Below are 18209 nucleotides of genomic sequence, written 5' to 3'. Positions count from 1 at the left end.
TGTCCGCCGAGCCCGGACACCCCGGTTTTCCGTGAACGCGAGTGGATCACCCGCAGCACCTGGAGTCGGAATTAAGAAAGTTAAGGCCCAGACCTTGGAAGTTGAGGATTCTTAAGATACAACTTTAGGTATGACAGAACAGCCGATGGACTGGCAGGAGCTGACCAGCCTGACTCGGGGGCAGCCGTTGGTCGTCGAGCGGGTGCGCCTGGCGAGCAACGGCGTCGCGATCGAGGGCGAGTTCGAGCTGCCGCAGCTGGCTCAGCTCAACGTCGAGGACCAGGTCTTCGTCACGGCGTTCGTGCGCAGCCACGGTTCGATCAAGGAGATGGAACGCATCTTCGGGGTGAGCTACCCGACGATCAAGTCACGTCTCAACCGGATCACACAGATGCTCGACTTCGTCGAGACCGACCCGGCGCCGTCGCGGGCCGACATCATCGACCGGTTACGCCGCGGTGAGATCACCGCACAGCAGGCGTTGACCGAGCTGGGCGGCCGGACGTGATGCCGCAGCTGGTGACCGTCAAGGTCAACCGCCCAGACCGTCGGCCCCTGCGCTTCTGGGTTCCGGTGCTCCCCGTGGCGCTCCTGCTCTTCCCGGTCGTGGTCCTGGTCGTGCTCGCGGCGATCGTGGCCTGCCTGGTGTTCCGCATCGGTGTGGTGCGGGCACTCGGCGCTGGTTGGCGCGTCATCTCCGCGCTGCCCGGCGCCCGCTTCGACATCGAGCACTGCCACACGGCCGTGCTCGTGGCTATCCGATAGGAGAGGTTCGCATGACCGAACAACGCAAGGACATCCTCGACATGCTGGCCGCCGGCAAGATCACCGCGGAGGAGGCGGAGCAGCTCATCGCCGCCCTCGAACGGGACCAGGCACCGGCGGTGGCAGGCCACGACGCCAAGCCGAAGGGCAAGGTGAAATACCTGCGGGTGGTGGTGGACGCCACCGACAACGGCGAGCCGTCGCGGGTCAACGTGCGAGTGCCACTGCAACTGCTGCGAGCTGGCGTACGGCTGGCGGCGCTGGTCCCGCCGCAGGCCCTGGTCAAGGCCAACGCCTCACTCAGCGACTCGGGTGTGCCGATCGACCTGACGCAGCTCAAGCCCGAGCAGTTGGAGGCGCTCGTGGAGCACCTCGACGACGTGACGGTGGAGGTGGACTCCCCCGATGCCACAGTGCGGGTCTTCTGCGAATAGGCGTCGTCCGATGGGACGGCCCCTCGAGAGGGTGCTGGAACACCCTCCCGAGGCTGCGCCCGCCGCAGCAGAGCACAGGTGAACTGCCAACCTGAAGTCTAGCCACTCACCGGCAACCAGCGGAGGGACCACTCGGACGGGTGGTCCCTCCGCTGGTTGCCGTGAGGCACCAACACCCCTGATGGTGCGCGGAATCGTGGGGACGTAAAGACGCGGATCAGCTGGGCGGGGGCGGGCACTCCAGGACCGCGATCGAGTTGCCGGCGAACAGCGTCAGGTGCGGGTGCCCGGAGAAGATCTGAACCGCCTCGTCGTGCGAGCCCGCTTCGACAATGGTGTAGCCGGTCAGCGCGTCGGTGAAGTCCTCGACACCCTGCGCGGTGACCAGCTTCTTCGCGTTCAGTGGAGCGCCGGGGTCGACGATGGCCTTCTCGTTGGCCTGCGCCCACGACGCCCAGGCGTTGATGAACTCGGTCTGCTGCTGTTCGGTGAGTTCGGCCTTGCCGACCTCATCAGCCGCGCCGTTGAAGAGCGCAAGAAACCTGCCCATTCCCGCATCCTAACGGCGGCCTGGCCAGGCCGCCCCGAGCCACGATCTCAGGTTGCCCGCCGATGGCATCATCGATCCGATGAACGTTCGTCGCCTGGCGGCCATCGACATGTACGGCAGCCGAGGAACCACGCGCCGACGGCGGATCATTCTGGCCGAGTTCCTCGTCGGCGTGGTGCTGATGGTGACGTGGGGCTGCTGGCTACTGGCGTCAGCGAACGGTTTCGGCACCCGAGCATTCGGCCTGTGGTTGGTCGGCGCGGGTCTCAACTACGCGCCACTGTCCCTGTACGCGCTCGCGCTGATGCGGCCCGGCGCCCTCGACTCCGAGTTGACCGGCGTCGACACCAACGGGGAACTGCGCCGCTACACGGTGCTTCAGCTTTGGGTCTTCGTGCCGTTCGCCCTCGTCGTGTTCGCCATCCGCGACGCACTCGCCCGGCGTAGGGCGCGGACGACAACTCCCTGACCGCCGCACAAACCGGTGGACTACCTGACATGGCTTGGCTCGTCAGCTCTTGGCCTTGCTGCGACGGGCCCGCCGGCGGGGCTTGTCGTCGCCGCCGGCAAGCCGGGTGAAAGTGAGCATGTTCGCCAGTGCCACGGCGATGATCGCGAGGCCGACCTGGATCGCGAGCACTACCCAGTCCCAGCGCAGCACCCACACCTCCACGCTGGCTCCGTCGTCGATATCGAGCGCCCTGGCGACCACCGTGCCCAGCACCGCCGAGCCGACGCCGATGACGAACGTGGCGAAGAAGCCGATCCGCTGCCTCCCCGGCAGGATGAGTCGACCGAGCAGGCCGACGAGGGCACCGATGAGCACCGCGCCGAGATAACCACTTACCAGCATTGCCGTCTCCCCTCCAGCAGTGCCCAGATACATGCCCGAATCTCACGTTCCCGGAAACCCCGCCCCGGTCGCGGTCCGGTTCAGGGCCTGCCGGTGGTTGGTCGCTCGCGCCCAGCACACCGACGATCAGGGCCGGCGGGAATGTCGCTCTGATCCAATACGCTGCCGGAGCTTTGACACCTGAGCGGAGGACGCACATGGCCCGCCCCTACAAACCCGGCCCGAAGCAGTTCGTATTCGCCGTCGGTGATGGCAACGATCACCATGTCTCGGTGGGCGACCCTCAGGAGGCCTACGTGGCGTTCTCCGCGTTCTTCCGGGGCCGGGAGTCCGACACCTACACCGTCACCGACGAAGCGGCGAGGCAGAGTTTGGTCCTCATGCCCAGCCTGGGAGTGATCTCCCGGATCACTGACGCGGACCACCCTCGGTCGGAACACCTCCGGGTCGACAGACCCAACCGCTACCTGCCGAGCGCGATGCTGTTCTTCGAGAACGGGTACGCCGGCCTCGACCACTTTGGCCAGTGGTTCTCCGACCTCTCCGACCTCGACGCGGCACCGGAGATCCGGGGTGCCGCCCGCGCCGCCACCTTCACGACGGAGGCGGCGGCGATCGACGAGGTGGGCCGGATCTGGGCGGATTCCGGCTACGTCGACCCGACCGACCAGTACTACATCTTCTTCGACTCGCATGACATCGACGACGACCGGGCCGAACGAGCCGAACTGCTCACGTTGATCGAGTTCCTCGGTCTCGAACGGGTCGACGCCCCGGCCGATGCCGCCGGGGGCGAGGTCTGGGTGCGCAGCGACCCACGCCTCGACGCCGAATGCGAACGGTGGGCGTGAACAGGTGACAGACATCGTTTTTGCACGCAGCGGCAGCCTCTGGATCCCGAGCGTCATTCGGGAGGACGGCGAGCTGAAGCTGATGCTCGCCGCCGGTGCCGACGCCAACCATGAGCCGCGCACTTTCACGTTCCCGATCTCCGAAGCCCACCTTGCGGTGATCAGGGTGGACCTGGCCAGGCACCTGCTGCTGTGGAGCGCGGTCCTACCGCTGTGCGACGCCGCCGGCACCCGGGGCTCGCTCGACGAGAACGCCGCCGTAGCGCTACTGGACCCGGTCCTGCTCTCCCCGCCCGCCGACGTCGACGCGCTCTTTCGGCGCCTCCGGTGGGACCGGACCCGGCTCGTCGCCCACGGCGCCGACATCCGCCTCCTGGAGCGCGGTCAGGTCTGCGAGGCGGTGCGCGCGGCGACGGAGGAGGCGAACGAGAAGCGTGCGCAGGAGCATCACGCGGACCGCCAACGTGCCGAGCGGGGCGTGACCCTCGGGCCACTCGACGCGCAGATCCTGCGGTACACGGGCCAGTACCTGCACGGCGCGACAATTCCACGGCGAAGCCCCGACGCGGTCGACCCCGCACTCCTGCCCCAGGTCATCCAGGTGATCGCCGTTGCCGAGCAGGCGTGCGCCGGGATGCGGATCGGTCTCGACCCGCGGCGGGGACACCGGGCCACCGACAAGCGCGACTGGGGCCGGATGACGGCGACGGTCGACAACGCCGTGCGCCGCGCGTACCCCGAACTCGTCGACGACGCGGTGCGGACGGTGAGCTTCCTGATGTGCTCGGAGGCTGCGCCGCACTCGACCAACACGGCCCCTGGATGTCGGACCCGCCGGGTTAGCGGCGTAGGCAGAAGGGATGGCCGGCCGGGTCGCGCAGGACGCGAAAACGGTCCGGCCCGAACTGCTGCTCTTCTTTGACGGCTCCGAGTTCGATGGCGCGCGCCTCAGCGTCGTCGAGGGTGTCGGGGTCGTCGACGGCCAGGTCGAAGTGGATCTGCTGCGACCGCTCGCCGGAGGGCCAGGTCGGTGGCCGGTAGTCGTCGACGCGAACGGCGCCGAGGATCAGCGAACGCGCCTTGACCGCACAGAAGTCCGGTGTCTGGACCGCGACCTCACCATCGAGCATGGCGGCCCAGAAGCGGGCCAGGTCGGCCGGGTCGGGGCAGTCCAGGTTGATCGCGGCGATGTGAGCTACCGGCATGGCTCCTCCAGAGGGCGGGATACTGATCGACCCTAGCATTCAAAATGACGGTCTGCTCTTTTTTGCGCTCGACCACCTCCGCGAGGTTGCCGTCCGACACCCGGACGCCGGACGAGGGTTCGCGGGCCGGCAGCGATCCGGCGCAGCGCGCCCGCCTAGTCGTTGATGATCGCCATCAACGCTGCGGCATAGGGTGCGGGGTCCACGTCGCCGCGGACCGCCAGTTGCAGGCTGTAACTGACGCAGAGGGCCACGAACGCTTCGGCGATTTGTCCGGCTCGCGGGCGCTGACGGTCGGGCACCAGCTCGGCGATCGCGGCCCGCATGGCGGAGAGCTGTCGTTGCACAACTGCGGCCAGCAGCGGCGATACCGCCGCCTCGGCGTAGATCTGGGCAACCAACCGGGCATGGTGGGCGTCCCGGGCCTGGCTACGCACATGCTCGAGGAAACCCCCCACCGCCTCGGCGGTGAGCGCCCTCGGCAGCGCGTCGGTCCCCTGCTCGCAGACCGCGACGACGATCTCGTCCTTGCTCGTGAAGTACCGGTAGATGGCTCCGTTGGAGAGCCCGGACTCGGAAACGATGTCGGCCATCGACGTGTGGGCGAAGCCGTGGCTGGCGAACCGAGCGCGGGCGGCATCCACGATCTGCTGGCGGCGCGAGTCGAGATGCGCTTGACTAACCCTGGGCATAAAGAGTGACCCCTCGTTTTTCTTGCTACTGTCGAGAGCGTACCTCCTCGCACCGGAACTCAGGAGCCCTCCATGCGCTACCAAACCTTCGGCCGCCTGACCGGACTGCGCGTGTCGCAGTACGCGCTCGGGACAGCGAACTTCAGCACCTCGGACGCCGGCGCCGGCCCGGAGGCCTCACGACAGATCTTCGAGGCCTTCGTCAGCGCCGGCGGCACCACCTTCGACACCTCCAACCTGTACCGGGACGGGGAGGCCGAGAGCGTGCTGGGCGGGCTGCTCGGGCGTCAGCGGGACGACTTCGTGATCATCACCAAGTACAGCGGGAGCAGGCAATCCCAGCCGCGCCCCGGCACGACCGGCAACAGCCGCAAGATCATGATCCGGTCTCTCGAGGCGAGTCTGCGCCGCCTGAACACCGACTACGTCGACATCTTCATGCCGCACTTCCCCGACGGCGTCACACCGATCGAGGAGATCCTGGCCGGGTTCGACGACCTGATCCGCTCCGGCAAGATCCTGCACGGCGCCCTGTCCAACTTCCCCGCCTGGCGAGTCGCCGGCGCCGCAGTCCACGCCGACCTACGCGGCTTGGCCCCCCTGGTCGGCATACAGACGGAATACAGCCTGGCCGAACGCTCCGCCGACCGGGAGCTGCTGCCGATGGCGCAGGCCCACGGCTTGGGCGCGGTCCTCTATTCCCCGCTGGCCGGCGGCCTGCTGACCGGCAAGTATCGACAGGGTGCACAGGGCCGGCTGACCGCCCGAGGCGACACGGTCGAAGGCACGGCGCAGCGCACCGCCGTCGTCGACGCCGTACTGGCGATTGCCGAGGAACTCGGTGCGAGCGCGACCCAGGTCGCCCTGGCCTGGCTGCATCGCCGGGCCGCGCTGGCTCCCACGGCCATGATCCCGATCGTCAGCCCGCGCACCCTGACCCAGCTGGAGGAATACCTGAAGTCTCTCGACCTCGACCTCAGCGACCAGGACTACCGGCGTCTGGACGACGTCAGTGCCGTCCGGCCCGGAGCCCCGCACGAGGATGTCGCGGCCGCACTGGATCAGGGCGTCGACGGTGACCGCACCCTGCTCGACCTTCCTCCCGTTCCCGCCATCTGAGGACGCGGCATCGTCCCCAGGCTGCCGGCACAGCGCGTGGTGAGCGGGTGAGGCCGACCAGCGTCGCCAGTCGCGCCACGCCGGCCGGCGCCGGCCGCGCGCGGGCAACATCGGCGATCACCGTACGCGCCAACGGCCGGCACCGAACCTCAGCCGGCGCGACACTGTCCGCGTCGACCAAGGCGCGTGCCGCCCCACGCAGGTCACCCACCTGGAGGTACGCCCGCGCGACGTCGACCAGATACGCTCCCCGATGTTCGGCCGGCAACCGCCGCCACCCCTCCCGCCGCACCACTGTCGAGTGCCTTCGCAACGCCTCGGCGGCGTCACCTCGCTGTGCCGCCACGAGCACCCGCGCCAGCTCAACGGCGACCGGCCCGAAGCTGGTGCGGTGCGTGTCGTCGTACCCCCTCAGGCTGGCGGCGATCCCTGCCGCCCGGTCGATCAGCTCGTCCGCGCGGCGGTGCTCGCCACAGCCGGCGGCAGCGAGCGCGGCCTGCACCAGCAACGTCCCACCCACCGCCCTCCCCCGGTGGCCGCCCTGCCCATCACCCCCGCTCCCGCTCCCGCTCTCGTGATCAAGAGGTTTCGGGCAATTTTGATCGCCAAAGAGCCCGCAAACCTCTTGATCACCGGGGTTGGCTAACTGTGGGAGGACGCGGTTGGCGGTGGGGAGCAGCGCGGTTAGGGCCAGGCGGTCGCGGTTTTGCGCGCGGAGCGCCTGGGCTACCTCGATGGTTGCTGCCGCCGCGAGGAGCCTGTCGTCGCCGGCTGCGGTCATCGCCCGGTCGGCGGCCAGCCATCCCAGGTCGGCTTCGCCGAGCTTGACCAGCAGCGATGAGGTGATCCGGTACGCCTGCACCAGCAGCTCCGCCGACCGCGCACCCTGGGCGGCGTCGAGCAGACAGGGCAGCAGGCGCACCAACTGCCCGTAGTGCGCGTGCTGATAGGTCAACCAGGCATGCCCGATCTGCCGTCTCAGCTCGTCCGTCTGCGGTGGAGCCTGCGGAATGTCGTAGCGGGCGAGCGCGGCCCGGATGTCGTCCACCCCGACCGGCGTGCCCGCCGGGGTGCTCCGCGGCTGGCCGAGCAGCACCTCCGGGTCGACCCGCAGGACGTGGGCCAGTTCCTGGATCACCGAGTACCGGTCCAGGGCGCGGGCACCCCGCTCGACCTTGTCCACCCAACTCTTCGACCTGCGCAACCGGTCGGCGAGCATCTGCTGCGTCATCGACCGCCGCACCCGCCAGCTCGCCACCCGGCGGCCGATCGGGACGTCATCGTCGGTCACGCCGCCACCGCCGGTCCGGGACCGCGCGGGTCGCGTCATCCACGGGCACGCGCTCCGCCTCGGCCTGAGCCAGGAGCCGCTGTTTGGCAGCCTCCCGCTCGGCCGCCTCGCCGTTGTCCTCCGGAGCGTTGTCGTCCCGACCGCTCATCCCCGCCCCCTCTGGTGGAGGCCCAGCAGCTCAGGGTCGACCGTTGCCGCGCTGGACCATCAGGACGTGCTCACGTCCCAAACCAGACAGTAGGGCGGATTGGTGATGCAGTGATTACTGGCAGTTACGCGGCCAGGTTGATGCCGATGCGGCCGGCGAGCAGGCGCAACTCGTCGGGGATGGCTCGGCGCTGGGCGCGCTGGGCCAGGGTCACCACGGCATCGCGGGCGAGGGGGTTGATGGCGAACGGGATCGGTGCGGCTCGCTCGGCCTGCACGAATGCGGCGAGGGCTTCTGCATCTCGCCGACCGCCGTCTGCCAGCGCTCGCCCAATGTCGAGCCAGTACGACAATTGCCGGTTGGACGCCTTGAGCACCTGCGGGCGGATCGTCTGGGACAGCTCGATTATCTTGCCGTACTCGCCCTGCTCAGCCGCGATGGACATTTTCCAGAGCCCCACATTGGTTGGCCCGAAGCAGCAGCCGTTGAAGCCGCCTCCGTCGGCCGGATCTCCCAGGCTCTCGGCTTCGCGAGCGGCCTCTGCAAGGTGATCCTGGGCCGCATCGGAACGTCCATCCACGGTCGAGGCGAGCGCAGCCATGAGGTGGAGCTGGCCGAGCATCTGGCGCACCCGGATGTCGGAGGCATCTCCCTGTAGCTCCACTAGTGACCGGTCAGCGGATGCGGCCGCTAAGCGCGCGGATTCGATCGGCAGGCTCTGCGCGTAGATGAACCGGGATGCGCCGATCCACGCTCGATCTTCGACGTCCTCAGCAGCCGACACGGATATCCGGGAGGCGTTGAGGGCCAGGTGGCGATAGCCGAGGTGCCGAAGACAGGTAGAGGCTAGGTAAGCAACCTGAGCGAGGGAGGCACCTCCCACGGCAGCGGCTTCGAGCAGCAGGCTCGGAAGCATGCGGGCCATGGCCGGGTAGTTGCACGAATTGCGGAGCTGATCGGCACGGGCGATCTCGGCCGTCAGGCGTTCCGTTGTGAAGGTCGACGGGCGGCGCTCGCCGTCCTCGATCTCGATCAGGGCCGACCAGACCGCCGGCACGCATTCGGCCGCGCCCTCACGGGCCGGATCTCCGGACTCCGTGCCCTGGCCAAGCAGGTCGGCGACCGTGACCTGGAGCGCGGCAGCGAGAGCCACCAAAGTGGAGCGGCGGTCGATGGTCTTCCGACCCGACTCGACCTGCGACACGTACGACTGGGTGACGCCCGCGAGCCCAGCGAGAACGGCCTGCGTCATGCCGCCCCGGCGCATCCGCCAGTACCGGATCCTGGCCCCAATGGTGTCCGGCTTCGTCACCATGCCTACACCCACCCCAGGTAGAGGACCAGGACAGCGGCCACGCCATGCTATCCCGCACGTTTGGACGGTACACCGACAGCAGCCAAGTGATGCCGCTGAATGCCCCGAGAGGCGTCGCAGGCTCATCTGCACTTGGCCCAACTCAATCGTCAGAGTTGGCTAGGGTTTGCCGGATGACCTGAACGAGCCAGCCGAGTGCCTAGTACTGGTGCCCGCACGGCCCCCGAATCCGCCGATGACCGGCATCCGATCATCACCACGGAAGGTTGCTCGTCGTCGTTCGCAGGCAATACACCACGCGCCTCGACAAGCGCTGTCATTTGAATGAGAAATCGCTCGAGCGCTGCTCCGCTTGATGGTTCAGCGCGCTCGACCCTGGTGCCGGCCTTCTCAGCAGTCGGTTCAACTCGCTGGGCGCAGTCGAGAATCGGTGGTGGAGCCCACGACGAGGCCGTTGTCGGCGATTGCCCACGACGCTCATAGCGACGCAGAACCTCGATGACGGTGATCCTGGGAAGGACCACCTTCATACGGGGTTCTGCGGGCAACGAATCCGGGCGCGTCCGGACCGCTGATCGAGCCAGCTACTCCAAGCCACTACTCGGAAAGGCCCAGTGGAGGATCAGCAGGGGGTCAGCTGCCAAGTCACCTTCGTCACGTTGACCGGTATATACAGGTCGCCCCCGGTCCCGCCGGCAGGAGCGCAGTTCTTGAAGGGAATCGACGAGCCGAGCATGAACCCGGATATTACGGCGTCGCGGCCTGTGCCGTTGTAGAAGTTGAATCCCTGGATGCTGCCGGTCCACTCGCTGTTGGTCGTCAGAGACGGCGTCTCCACGGGACCCTGCGGCGGGTGATTCCAGTTGGGCCAGATGCAGAGCATGCCCTGCGGGCAGTTCCCGGACCCCGAGCCTTGTACCGACACTCCGGGTGCTGCCGCCGAGGCGGCGGGGGCGGCGGCCAGCGCGCCTGCGACGGACGCGGTGATGGCGATGGCGATGGATTTCAACAGCACGGTTCACCTGCTCTTAGATAGATGCCTGTCGTTGTGGATTTAAACTACCGGCGGAAAATTGACAGGTCAAGCACCTGAAACGACGTAGTCCGGGCGGGTCACTCGGAAGCTGGCGTCCACCTGAGTCTGATGACGATTGAGGTAGTTTCAGAGTGGTATCTGTCGGATGGCACCTCGGCCTGCCCGCATCCGATCACCGCCCACGGTGGAGCCGACCGTGCTCTCACCCGACGGCGCCCCGCTCGATCTTGTCCACCAGCTCTTCGACCTGCACAACCGGTCGGCGAGCATCTGCTGCGTCATCGACCGCCGCACCCGCCAGCTCGCCACCCGGCGGCCGATCGGGAGGTCATCGTTGGTCACGCCGCCACCGCCGGTCCGGGACCGCGCGGGTCGCGTCATCCACGGGCACGCGCTCCGCCTCGGCCTGAGCCAGGAGCCGCTGTTTGGCAGCTTCCCGCTCGGCCGCCTCGCCGTTGTCCTCCGGAGCGTTGTCGTCCTGACCGCTCATCCCCGCCTCCTCCGATGGAGGCCCAGCAGCTCAGGATCGACCGTTGCCGCGCTGGACCATCAGGACGCGTTCACGTCCCAAACCGGACAGTAGGGCTGATTGGTGATGGGCTGATTACTTCCGGTTATGCGGCCAGGTTGATACCGATGCGGCCGACGAGCAGGCGCAACTCATCGGGGATGGCTCGGCACTGAGCGCGCTGGGCCAGGGTCACCACGGCATCGCGGGCGAGGGGATTGATGGCGAACGGGATCGGCGCCGCCCGCTCGGCCTGCACGAACGCGGCGTGGGCTTCGGGATCCCGCCGCCCGCCGTCCGCCAAGGCGCGACCGAGGTCGAGCCAGTAAGACTGCTGGCGGATCGACGCCGCGAGAACCTGCGGGCGAACTGTCCGAGACAGCTCAATGACCCGGCCGGACTCGCCCTGCTCGGCCGCGATCGACATCTCCCAGAGCCCAACATTGGTTGGTCCGAACCCACAGCCGTTGAAGCCCGCACCGTCAGGCGGATCGCCGAGGGTCGCTGCCTCGCGGGCCGCCTCGGCGAGGTGGTCGCGGGTGACATCCAGGCGCCCACTTACTGCCGAGGTCAACGCGGCAGAGAGGTGGAGTTGACCAAGCATCTGTCGCACTCGCTCGTCGTCGGCATCAGCTTGAAGCTCGGTCACAGACCGGTCAGCAGCGCGGGCCGCGACGGCGGCTGACTCGATCGGCAGGCTCTGCGCGTAGGCGAAACGGGATGCCGCGATCCACGCCGGGTCCTCAACGTGCTCGGCGACCGTCGCGGAGAGCCGGGCGGCGTTGAGGGCCAGGTGGCGGTACCCGAGGTTCCGCAGACAGGTGGCGGCCTGATAGACCACCTGAACGAGCGCGGTGCCGCCCACGGCAGCAGCTTCGAGCAGCAGGCCGGAGAACAGACGAGCCATAGCTGGGTAGTTGCAGGACGTGCGAAGCTGTTCGGCGCGAGCAATCTCGGCGGTCAGCCGCTCCGGTGTGTAGGTTGACGGGCGACGCTCGCCGTCCTCGATTTCGATCAGGGCGGACCAGATGGCTGGCACGCACTCAGCTGCGCTCTCACGGGCCGGATCGCCGGGCTCGCTGCCCTGACCGAGTAGGTCGGCCACCGTGACATGGAGTGCAGCAGCAAGAGCGACCAGAGTGGAGCGACGGTAGATGGTCTTCCGCCCCGACTCGACCTGCGACACGTAAGACTGGGTGACACCTGCGAGCCCAGCAAGGACAGCTTGGTTCATCCCGCCACGACGCATACGCCAGTACCGGATCCTGGCACCGACGGTGTCCGGCTTCTTCACCACGACTTCGCCCATCCTCTTAGAGCGTGTTTGAGATGGTGTGATCAGGTCCAGTTGAAGGTGCGGCGGGCTTGGCGGCGGGCGGGTCGACCGCGGGTGATGCGGCGGGTCATACCGGCGATGGCGGCCCAGCGGATGATGGCTTCGGAGACCTCGGGGTGGCGTTCGTAGTCGCGGGCGAGTCGGCGATAGGCGGTGAGCCAGGCCAGGGTTCGTTCCACCACCCACCGCCGCGGGTGCACGGCGAAGCCGCGCTGGTCAGCGGGCTTGCGAAGGATCTCGAGGGTGATGCGCAGGATGTCGCGGGTCCAGTCGACGAGTCGTCCGGTGAAGCCCTGATCGGCGAAGACGTGTCGAATTGGGGTGGCCATGTAGGCGCTCAGCAGGGCGGCCTTCGCGCCATCGCGGTCCTGCCAGCTCGCGGCGAGGACAGTCACCGTGACCAGCAGCCCCAGGGTGTCGGTGACGATGAACCGTTTCCGGCCGTTGATTTTCTTGCCCGCGTCGTAGCCGCGGCTGTCCCGGCCGACGGTGTCGGCGCCCTTCACGCTCTGGGAGTCGATGATCCCGGCCGACGGTTCGGGCTCTCGGCCCCTGCTGCACTCGGGCCTTGATCCGCAGGGTGGCCAAGAGCTTCTCGGTGACGCGGGATTCTTCCCACCGGGTGAAGTACCAGTACACCGTCTGCCACGGTGGCAGGTCAGCAGGCAGATAACGCCACGGGCACCCGGACCGCACCACGAACAGGATCGCGTTGACGATCTCCCGCCGCGGGTGCTTCTCCCGCCGGCCGTCCGTGTTCGGCTCCGGCAGCAAAGCCTCAATCAGCGCCCACTGGGCGTCGGTCAGGTCGGAGGGGTAGCCACGACGCGTAGACACCACGCCACCCTGCCCGGCCCGCCGTCGAAGGTCACGCCGCCGCGCCGTCCACAACAGACCTTCTCAAACACGCACTTACAGAACCGAGATAGCGGCTACGCCCTGCTACTACGCATGATTGGACGGTACACCGACAGAGCATCCAGACGATGACGCCGACTGCCCGAGAAGCGCAGCCCCGCTCACCGGCACTTTGCAAACCGCAGCATCGGAGCTCGCCGCGGTCGCTTGGTGACCTGGACGGGGCGGATGAGTGCCTGAATAGGGCACCCGCATGGCTTCCGGACTTGCCGATGACCGGGGATCGCCGCACAAGCCACCTTCCCATACAGAATTTCGGGTGGCATGTCGAAGGTGGATACTAGGATAATGTCGACCGTGACGAATCCGGTTGTCGACTGGTCGCCCGCAGACCATCCAGAGGCCATCGCGGTCTCGGAAATTCAGTGGTGGGAGCGTGCTGCAGAGCTTGCTCTGTTCCGTATGCACGATTCTGACGACCACCGCATCTCGTGGTTCAGTTCGCGTCAGATCGACGCTCGCCAGCTCATCCTTGCTCTCCGGCAGCTTCTTGCCGCTGCCTCGCTCGTAGACGGCCGGCTGCAGGAACTCGGGCTCGATCAGGCTCTGAACGCTCTTAGGCAGGCAAAGCAACGGTACGAGCGAGCCCTGCCAGGGTTGACCGAGGTGCGAAACTCTCTGATGCACTTCGAGGCGTGGGCGCTCGGGGCTGGCCACGGCCCGCAGAAGCGGCGCATCGCCAGCGGCGCGTCAGCCCGTGAGGTCGCCAGCGAGTTCTGGGGCTTTGCATATGACCCCGCCACCGAGACCATCTCTCTCGGCCCGTACACCATCACGGTAACTACGGTTGCCAGCGCTATGGCTCGACTCGCGGATGCCGTGTATGCGGCTGCCCGCTCAGTCGCCCACCGCAATGCAGTCAACCTAGGTGCCGATGCCAAGACTGCGCTGACCACAGAGGGCATCTCGACGGACGAAGCGTCGCCGTTCCCAAAGTTGACCGTGGGCAGTGACAATAGGCTCTGGCTGTCGATGAGCTCGGATGGACACGACGAGGAAACCGAGCGTCGTGCGCTGGCGGATCGCGTTGTCGGAGCTCTCCTCGCGGCCAATATCAGACTCATCTGTCCCGAGCTGCCCAATGAGCGGGATGTAGCTGGCCCGTTGGCTCGTGGCGATGCACTTCTCTGCGACAGAACTCCCCGCTGAGCTGGTGCAAAATTTCCTGCGAATCGCGCTCCAACTCCGCAACCGACTCAGTCCGACGTTGCGCCACAAAAGGAGGTAATCTTGGAATTTCTGACAACGTCTCCGCTTTCGCTCAGATCAACGAGGAGCGGCGCACCTTCGTCGATGCCCAGCGCCCTTCCGGACTCGAGGCCATCATCGTCGATGGGAACTCACAATTCCAAAGCGGAGCGACTAGGACCTTCATCGACCACGTATTCCGCAACAGCGCGGTACCACCTCCGACGCCAAAAACGTTCTGCCCGCATCGCGCTTCTCCGCAACTAATGGTCACAGCGAACCGAAGCAACGTATGTTCACCTGGTCTTCAAACCGGGTACGGGTGATGCCAAATGAAACGTTCGGCGCAAGTATTCGAATGTTTACGGCCACCTTCAGACCTCGCAGCTAAAGGGAGTGACACGCCAGTGGTTCCCGATATCGCATCAATTGACGATCGACAGCAGCGAATCTACGCCGCGCTAGCGGAGAGACGTTCTGACATCGCCAGTATGTATCGGGCAGCCTTGCTCCTGCTCACGACGCCAGCCGAGGTCGGCGACGAGCGAACGCGGATCTCGCACATCTGTCATTCGGTGCGCGAAGTCATGAACCGGGTGCTGGGCGCAATGGGGACCACGGCGAGCCCTCGAATCAAACCGCCGACCGGGAAGCAGGTCCAGGAACTACCGGACATGCTGGCGAGGTTTCCGGGCTTGGCTCTTGACGCCGACGGCGAGTCCATCCCCGTTCCACGCGCCGTTGCAGAGATCTTCGATAAGCTCATCAAGACGGCAGTGCAAGAGAAGCGGCGCAGTCGAGACGACGTCGCCTCTTTGCTCACGGACGACGGCAACAGTGAGCACCTCGTCGTCAAGCGCTGGGTGGAGTCCCGCGACTTTTTCGTAAGATGGGCCCACCTTCAGGATGACGAACCTAAGCTGTCGGATCTTCCCTCCGATGACCTTCTACGTGACCATGTAGCAGTTTTTGATGAGCTCTTCGACACCGTCATCACCGCCTTCTTTACGCTTCGCCATTCAATAGACGATTTACTGGCCGAGATAAATGCCCTTGAGGAGGTCGGCAATGACAACGCGTGGTACAAGAAGCCGAGCAAAGCCGACGTCCAAGCAGTACTCCTGAAGATACCGACGCTCCAACTGCGGAGGGTTTTCTACGAAGGCCTAAATAATCCTCACTGGGTACGGCCGTTGTTCGAAGCTCATGCGTTCGCGAATCCACCTGAGCCAGAGAACACCGACGACGGGTATGTCCGTGACGTCTACTGGCCCGAGATAGCATACCTAGCCCGGGTGGCACCAGAGGTGCCGACCGACGTGGTCGATGTTCTACGTGCCCTCACCAACAGCAACAATACGTGGGTGCGACGCGCGGTCTTTGAAATCGGTTCGAGGATTCCCGCTGCGGAGGGAGCCCGCCTCAAAGCGCTCCTTCAAGCGTGGGCGGCGACGCGCCAAGGATTCGGGTGGCGAACGGACCCGAGTGAACTTGTGTCGTTTGCGATCACGCTTCTTGACGGCGGCGAGAATAAGGCGGGTCGCTGGTTGGCGAACAACCTCTTCGCACCGAGACCCTCTGTCTCTGACGGCCCCTTTAGGCGAACGCCAGTTCTAGCGATGGACGACTACTGGTACCAGGAGGAGTTGCCACGATTGGTCCCAGCACTCGGTGCGGACGCACTCAAGGCAGTTGCCGGCTGGCTCGCCAGCTTCGAGAAGTTATCCGGCCACGACGGAGACGAGCACGACTTCAGCGGTATGATTCGACCGTCGATTCGGGCACGCGACAGTTCCTACCCAAGTCCTGAGCACGCCCTAGTCGACGCGGTCAGAGACCTGGCGATACCAGCCGTATTAAAGGATCCGGAGGAGACTGTCAAGGCGCTCCTCCGCTCCCGCGTCCAGCTACTCCGCAAGATAGCCATGTTCGCTGTTGCCGAGGCGATCCGTCAGCGCATCGATACAGGCGCCGACGCACGGTACCTGCTTGGTGTTGCCGAACGGTTACTCGGAGACGAGGCGTCCGACGACGACAATCTGCGGGTCGAGTACGCCGAGCTTGGACAATCGGTTGCGAAGATCGACTCAGCAGCTTTGAACGTCATCAACAATTTTATTGCCTACGCGCACGCAGAAGATCTGAAGTGGATGCGTGAACGCTTCGTCGATCCCGAAACGCCCGCCGAAGAGGCCGAGGCTCAAGTCCAGGAGCGCGCTGACCGCAATAAACATCGCTGGCTGTCTGCCCTTGGCGCTGATGCTCTTCCTCCCGGGCTGCGCACCGAGCTGGCCGAGTTGGATGCGCGTAACGGCATGGTCGAGGGGGCGCGCACTCCCTCGGGCATGGTCACGGGCTGGACCGGCCCTAATCCGTACTGCACCCAAGACGAGATGGCGACAATGAGTCCTACCGAGCTTGTCGCTCACCTTGCAAGCTGGCACGACACGGGGGACGGCTGGGGACCTGAGCCCTCTCATGAGGGTCAAGGACGAGAGCTTGCCGGACTCTTGACCACAAACCCGCGCGCCATAGCTGGAGTCACAGGTCTCATCGAGAAACTCCGGCCGACCTACCTGCGCGCCATCCTTCGGGGATGGGAGGCGGCCCTCAAGGCGGACATGGAACTCGATTGGTCAGAGGTTGCCGCGTTGATCCGCGACGTTCTAGAGCACGGGAACGAGTCACCCTTCCCTGTTGAGGGGGGCACAATGGATGACGACAAAGACTTCCGTGGGGCGAAGAACGCAGCAGTTGGACTATTGGAGGAAATTGTCAAAGAACGCGACAGTGTGTCGATTTCAGACCAATCAATGGTTCAGTTTGCGAAGCTGCTGATCGAAGACGCCAAGGATGACGAAGCTTGGGCGGAGTACAACGCTTATGAGGTGGGCGAGAACAGCTGGGACCCACTCACCATGTCGCTCAACTGGCAATGGCCTAACCGACTACGGGCGTTAATCTACCTGGCCACCCGGGCGAAGCAGGCCCCCTGGAAGCCGGCCGCGATGGCAGCGATCGAGCGAGAGCTCGCGCGAGATGATAGACACGGCGCCGGCCGCGCGGTACTCGGCGAAAAGACCGGCCGCATCCTTACTCACTCTTCGGAGTGGCTGAAGGGCCACCTCGAGGCGTTCTTCGGCTCCGAACATAACCTATCCGTTCAGCAGCAGATCGGTTTGACAACGGCTCTTACCACGCACTACTACCACCGCGATTTGTATGACCTACTAAACGGCCCGATGATTGCTGCGATTGACCTCGGCGATGCGCTCATCTGTGGATGGCGTACTAGATCCAGCCCCATCCAGCGGATCGGCGAATGGGCCGTCGATTCACTGATATACGGCCACAAGACGGCCGACGATCCCGTCGTCCACGCTTTCTTCGCGACCGTCGACGCCAAAATCCGTGGCGACGCACTCGGCGCTATCGCTTCATCCTTCTACCATGCAAGCCACGTTGACGAAGAAATCCGCGATCGATTCGGGGACCTTTGGGACGAGCGTTTCCAGCACGTCAGGGATCATCCGGAGGACCATGAAGAACTGAAGGGCTTTTACTGGATCGCCAAGGGCAACAAGTTTCCGGTCCAATGGTGGCTGCCGCGGCTGAGGGATGCATTAGAGCTGGAGCCGGCAATTGCGACGGAGCGGTACATGATCGGGAAAAATTTGGCACAAGCCTCTACGGTCGACCCGGCAACTGCTTTCGCTGTGCTCAAACTTCTCCTAGACGGTCGCGACGAGGGCGGCATGGCGTCCTACGACCCCACACGAAATGCGGTTCCAATGGTAATTGCGAACGCTATGACGTCTGGAGACGATTCTCTAGGGTCAGCGGCAGAGGCGTTTATGAACAGCCTCGGCGCGAAGGGGCACCTTCGACTGGAAGCCGAGGTCAAAGCCGTTCTTGGTGGGGCGGCGACCATCGCGGATGTTGCTGAGTGACCTTCCCCCATGATCTTGCAGAACGGGCATCGTCATGCCGCGATCCGTGC

Annotated in this window: 20 protein-coding genes and 1 pseudogene; 9 read left to right on the top strand and 12 right to left on the bottom strand. The window is 65.7% G+C overall.

What is annotated here, in order from left to right:
- The first annotated feature begins 130 nt into the window (after positions 1 to 130).
- Genes MED01_RS31470 through MED01_RS31460 form a run of 3 tightly spaced genes read left to right on the top strand, consistent with a single transcriptional unit; the run spans position 131 to position 1199 of the window.
- Positions 131 to 508: a DUF2089 domain-containing protein gene (locus MED01_RS31470; protein WP_238672093.1), complete on the top strand. Its 378-nt coding sequence runs from the start codon at positions 131 to 133 to the stop codon at positions 506 to 508.
- A complete protein-coding gene (locus MED01_RS31465; protein WP_238672092.1) occupies positions 508 to 765 on the top strand; it encodes a hypothetical protein in 258 nt (85 codons plus the stop codon). Before MED01_RS31470 ends, MED01_RS31465 begins: the two co-directional genes overlap by 1 nt.
- An 11-nt stretch (positions 766 to 776) precedes the next feature.
- Positions 777 to 1199 carry an SHOCT-like domain-containing protein gene (locus MED01_RS31460; protein WP_238672091.1) on the top strand — a complete coding sequence of 141 codons (423 nt, stop codon included), beginning with the start codon at positions 777 to 779 and terminating at the stop codon, positions 1197 to 1199.
- A 217-nt stretch (positions 1200 to 1416) separates the two neighbouring features.
- Here MED01_RS31460 and MED01_RS31455 read toward each other — a convergent pair whose 3' ends face one another.
- Positions 1417 to 1749 (bottom strand): YciI family protein, encoded by a 333-nt coding sequence (locus MED01_RS31455; RefSeq protein ID WP_238672090.1) that lies wholly within the window; start codon positions 1747 to 1749, stop codon positions 1417 to 1419.
- 79 nt (positions 1750 to 1828) lie between these two features.
- On the opposite strand from MED01_RS31455, the gene MED01_RS31450 reads away from it, so the two are divergent.
- Positions 1829 to 2218, top strand: a complete 390-nt coding sequence (locus MED01_RS31450) for a hypothetical protein (RefSeq protein ID WP_238672089.1) — start codon at positions 1829 to 1831, stop codon at positions 2216 to 2218.
- Between the two features lie 42 nt (positions 2219 to 2260).
- Here the strand turns inward: MED01_RS31450 and MED01_RS31445 are convergent, their stop codons facing one another.
- Entirely contained in the window at positions 2261 to 2602 is a 342-nt protein-coding gene (locus MED01_RS31445) for a GlsB/YeaQ/YmgE family stress response membrane protein (RefSeq protein ID WP_238672088.1), read from the bottom strand.
- A gap of 272 nt (positions 2603 to 2874) precedes the next feature.
- Here MED01_RS31445 and MED01_RS31440 point away from each other — a divergent pair, with 272 nt between their 5' ends.
- Together MED01_RS31440 and MED01_RS31435 are read left to right on the top strand one after the other, a co-directional pair.
- Complete coding sequence (locus tag MED01_RS31440; RefSeq protein ID WP_238672087.1) at positions 2875 to 3453, top strand: hypothetical protein; 579 nt, start codon at positions 2875 to 2877, stop codon at positions 3451 to 3453.
- A 4-nt stretch (positions 3454 to 3457) separates the two neighbouring features.
- Positions 3458 to 4375 carry a DUF6357 family protein gene (locus tag MED01_RS31435; protein WP_238672086.1) on the top strand — a complete coding sequence of 306 codons (918 nt, stop codon included), beginning with the start codon at positions 3458 to 3460 and terminating at the stop codon, positions 4373 to 4375.
- Here the strand turns inward: MED01_RS31435 and MED01_RS31430 are convergent.
- Both MED01_RS31430 and MED01_RS31425 read right to left on the bottom strand, forming a co-directional pair.
- Positions 4293 to 4658 carry a VOC family protein gene (locus MED01_RS31430; RefSeq protein ID WP_238672085.1) on the bottom strand — a complete coding sequence of 122 codons (366 nt, stop codon included), beginning with the start codon at positions 4656 to 4658 and terminating at the stop codon, positions 4293 to 4295. The two genes, MED01_RS31435 and MED01_RS31430, sit on opposite strands and share 83 nt — an antisense overlap.
- Positions 4659 to 4813: 155 nt before the next feature.
- On the bottom strand, positions 4814 to 5350 hold the full coding sequence (locus MED01_RS31425; protein ID WP_238672084.1) for a TetR/AcrR family transcriptional regulator: 537 nt from the start codon (positions 5348 to 5350) through the stop codon (positions 4814 to 4816).
- Positions 5351 to 5422: 72 nt separating this feature from the next.
- Between MED01_RS31425 and MED01_RS31420 the strand changes: the two genes are divergently transcribed.
- Complete coding sequence (locus MED01_RS31420; protein ID WP_238672083.1) at positions 5423 to 6469, top strand: aldo/keto reductase; 1047 nt, start codon at positions 5423 to 5425, stop codon at positions 6467 to 6469.
- Here the strand turns inward: MED01_RS31420 and MED01_RS31415 are convergent.
- The 8 genes and pseudogenes from MED01_RS31415 to MED01_RS31385 form a co-directional block, all read right to left on the bottom strand.
- Positions 6360 to 7799 carry a helix-turn-helix domain-containing protein gene (locus MED01_RS31415; RefSeq protein WP_274526563.1) on the bottom strand — a complete coding sequence of 480 codons (1440 nt, stop codon included), beginning with the start codon at positions 7797 to 7799 and terminating at the stop codon, positions 6360 to 6362. The two genes, MED01_RS31420 and MED01_RS31415, sit on opposite strands and share 110 nt — an antisense overlap.
- Complete coding sequence (locus MED01_RS31410; RefSeq protein WP_238672081.1) at positions 7747 to 7908, bottom strand: hypothetical protein; 162 nt, start codon at positions 7906 to 7908, stop codon at positions 7747 to 7749. Before MED01_RS31410 ends, MED01_RS31415 begins: the two co-directional genes overlap by 53 nt.
- A gap of 124 nt (positions 7909 to 8032) precedes the next feature.
- Positions 8033 to 9223, bottom strand: coding sequence for a helix-turn-helix domain-containing protein (locus MED01_RS31405; protein ID WP_238672080.1), 1191 nt, complete (start codon positions 9221 to 9223; stop codon positions 8033 to 8035).
- A gap of 622 nt (positions 9224 to 9845) precedes the next feature.
- A complete protein-coding gene (locus MED01_RS31400; RefSeq protein ID WP_238672079.1) occupies positions 9846 to 10238 on the bottom strand; it encodes a hypothetical protein in 393 nt (130 codons plus the stop codon).
- Positions 10239 to 10473: 235 nt separating this feature from the next.
- A pseudogene (locus MED01_RS36415) lies at positions 10474 to 10640 on the bottom strand (helix-turn-helix domain-containing protein); the annotation flags it as partial.
- Positions 10588 to 10749 (bottom strand): hypothetical protein, encoded by a 162-nt coding sequence (locus MED01_RS31395; RefSeq protein ID WP_238672078.1) that lies wholly within the window; start codon positions 10747 to 10749, stop codon positions 10588 to 10590. The pseudogene MED01_RS36415 and the gene MED01_RS31395, both read right to left, overlap by 53 nt.
- Before the next feature lie 124 nt (positions 10750 to 10873).
- Positions 10874 to 12076, bottom strand: coding sequence for a helix-turn-helix domain-containing protein (locus tag MED01_RS31390; protein ID WP_238672077.1), 1203 nt, complete (start codon positions 12074 to 12076; stop codon positions 10874 to 10876).
- A 29-nt stretch (positions 12077 to 12105) separates the two neighbouring features.
- Positions 12106 to 12943 (bottom strand): IS5 family transposase gene (locus MED01_RS31385; RefSeq protein ID WP_238672076.1). Its coding sequence is split into 2 segments (ribosomal slippage): positions 12106 to 12660 and positions 12662 to 12943, totalling 837 coding nucleotides; the frame shifts between segments, so codons are not numbered across the junction.
- Positions 12944 to 13285: 342 nt separating this feature from the next.
- Here MED01_RS31385 and MED01_RS31380 point away from each other — a divergent pair.
- Positions 13286 to 14170 (top strand): hypothetical protein, encoded by an 885-nt coding sequence (locus tag MED01_RS31380; protein ID WP_238672075.1) that lies wholly within the window; start codon positions 13286 to 13288, stop codon positions 14168 to 14170.
- Between the two features lie 446 nt (positions 14171 to 14616).
- The gene (locus tag MED01_RS31375) at positions 14617 to 18159 is read left to right on the top strand and encodes a hypothetical protein (protein WP_238672074.1); all 3543 of its coding nucleotides are present in this window, start codon (positions 14617 to 14619) and stop codon (positions 18157 to 18159) included.
- Positions 18160 to 18209: the final 50 nt, after the last annotated feature.

Origin of the sequence: Micromonospora alfalfae (genome assembly GCF_022230925.1) — a bacterium.
In the GTDB taxonomy this organism is placed as follows: Bacteria; Actinomycetota; Actinomycetes; order Mycobacteriales; family Micromonosporaceae; genus Micromonospora; species Micromonospora alfalfae.
Note: the sequence above shows the minus strand (reverse complement) of the source record. Positions and strands in the feature narration are given on the sequence as shown.

Coding starts and splice junctions, on each gene's coding strand:
- MED01_RS31470 (WP_238672093.1), top strand. CDS start 131: ATGACAGAACAGCCGATGGACTGGCAGGAGCTGACCAGCCTGACTCGG.
- MED01_RS31465 (WP_238672092.1), top strand. CDS start 508: ATGCCGCAGCTGGTGACCGTCAAGGTCAACCGCCCAGACCGTCGGCCC.
- MED01_RS31460 (WP_238672091.1), top strand. CDS start 777: ATGACCGAACAACGCAAGGACATCCTCGACATGCTGGCCGCCGGCAAG.
- MED01_RS31455 (WP_238672090.1), bottom strand. CDS start 1,749: ATGGGCAGGTTTCTTGCGCTCTTCAACGGCGCGGCTGATGAGGTCGGC.
- MED01_RS31450 (WP_238672089.1), top strand. CDS start 1,829: ATGAACGTTCGTCGCCTGGCGGCCATCGACATGTACGGCAGCCGAGGA.
- MED01_RS31445 (WP_238672088.1), bottom strand. CDS start 2,602: ATGCTGGTAAGTGGTTATCTCGGCGCGGTGCTCATCGGTGCCCTCGTC.
- MED01_RS31430 (WP_238672085.1), bottom strand. CDS start 4,658: ATGCCGGTAGCTCACATCGCCGCGATCAACCTGGACTGCCCCGACCCG.
- MED01_RS31425 (WP_238672084.1), bottom strand. CDS start 5,350: ATGCCCAGGGTTAGTCAAGCGCATCTCGACTCGCGCCGCCAGCAGATC.
- MED01_RS31420 (WP_238672083.1), top strand. CDS start 5,423: ATGCGCTACCAAACCTTCGGCCGCCTGACCGGACTGCGCGTGTCGCAG.
- MED01_RS31415 (WP_274526563.1), bottom strand. CDS start 7,799: ATGACGCGACCCGCGCGGTCCCGGACCGGCGGTGGCGGCGTGACCGAC.
- MED01_RS31410 (WP_238672081.1), bottom strand. CDS start 7,908: ATGAGCGGTCGGGACGACAACGCTCCGGAGGACAACGGCGAGGCGGCC.
- MED01_RS31405 (WP_238672080.1), bottom strand. CDS start 9,223: ATGGTGACGAAGCCGGACACCATTGGGGCCAGGATCCGGTACTGGCGG.
- MED01_RS31395 (WP_238672078.1), bottom strand. CDS start 10,749: ATGAGCGGTCAGGACGACAACGCTCCGGAGGACAACGGCGAGGCGGCC.
- MED01_RS31390 (WP_238672077.1), bottom strand. CDS start 12,076: ATGGGCGAAGTCGTGGTGAAGAAGCCGGACACCGTCGGTGCCAGGATC.
- MED01_RS31380 (WP_238672075.1), top strand. CDS start 13,286: ATGTCGAAGGTGGATACTAGGATAATGTCGACCGTGACGAATCCGGTT.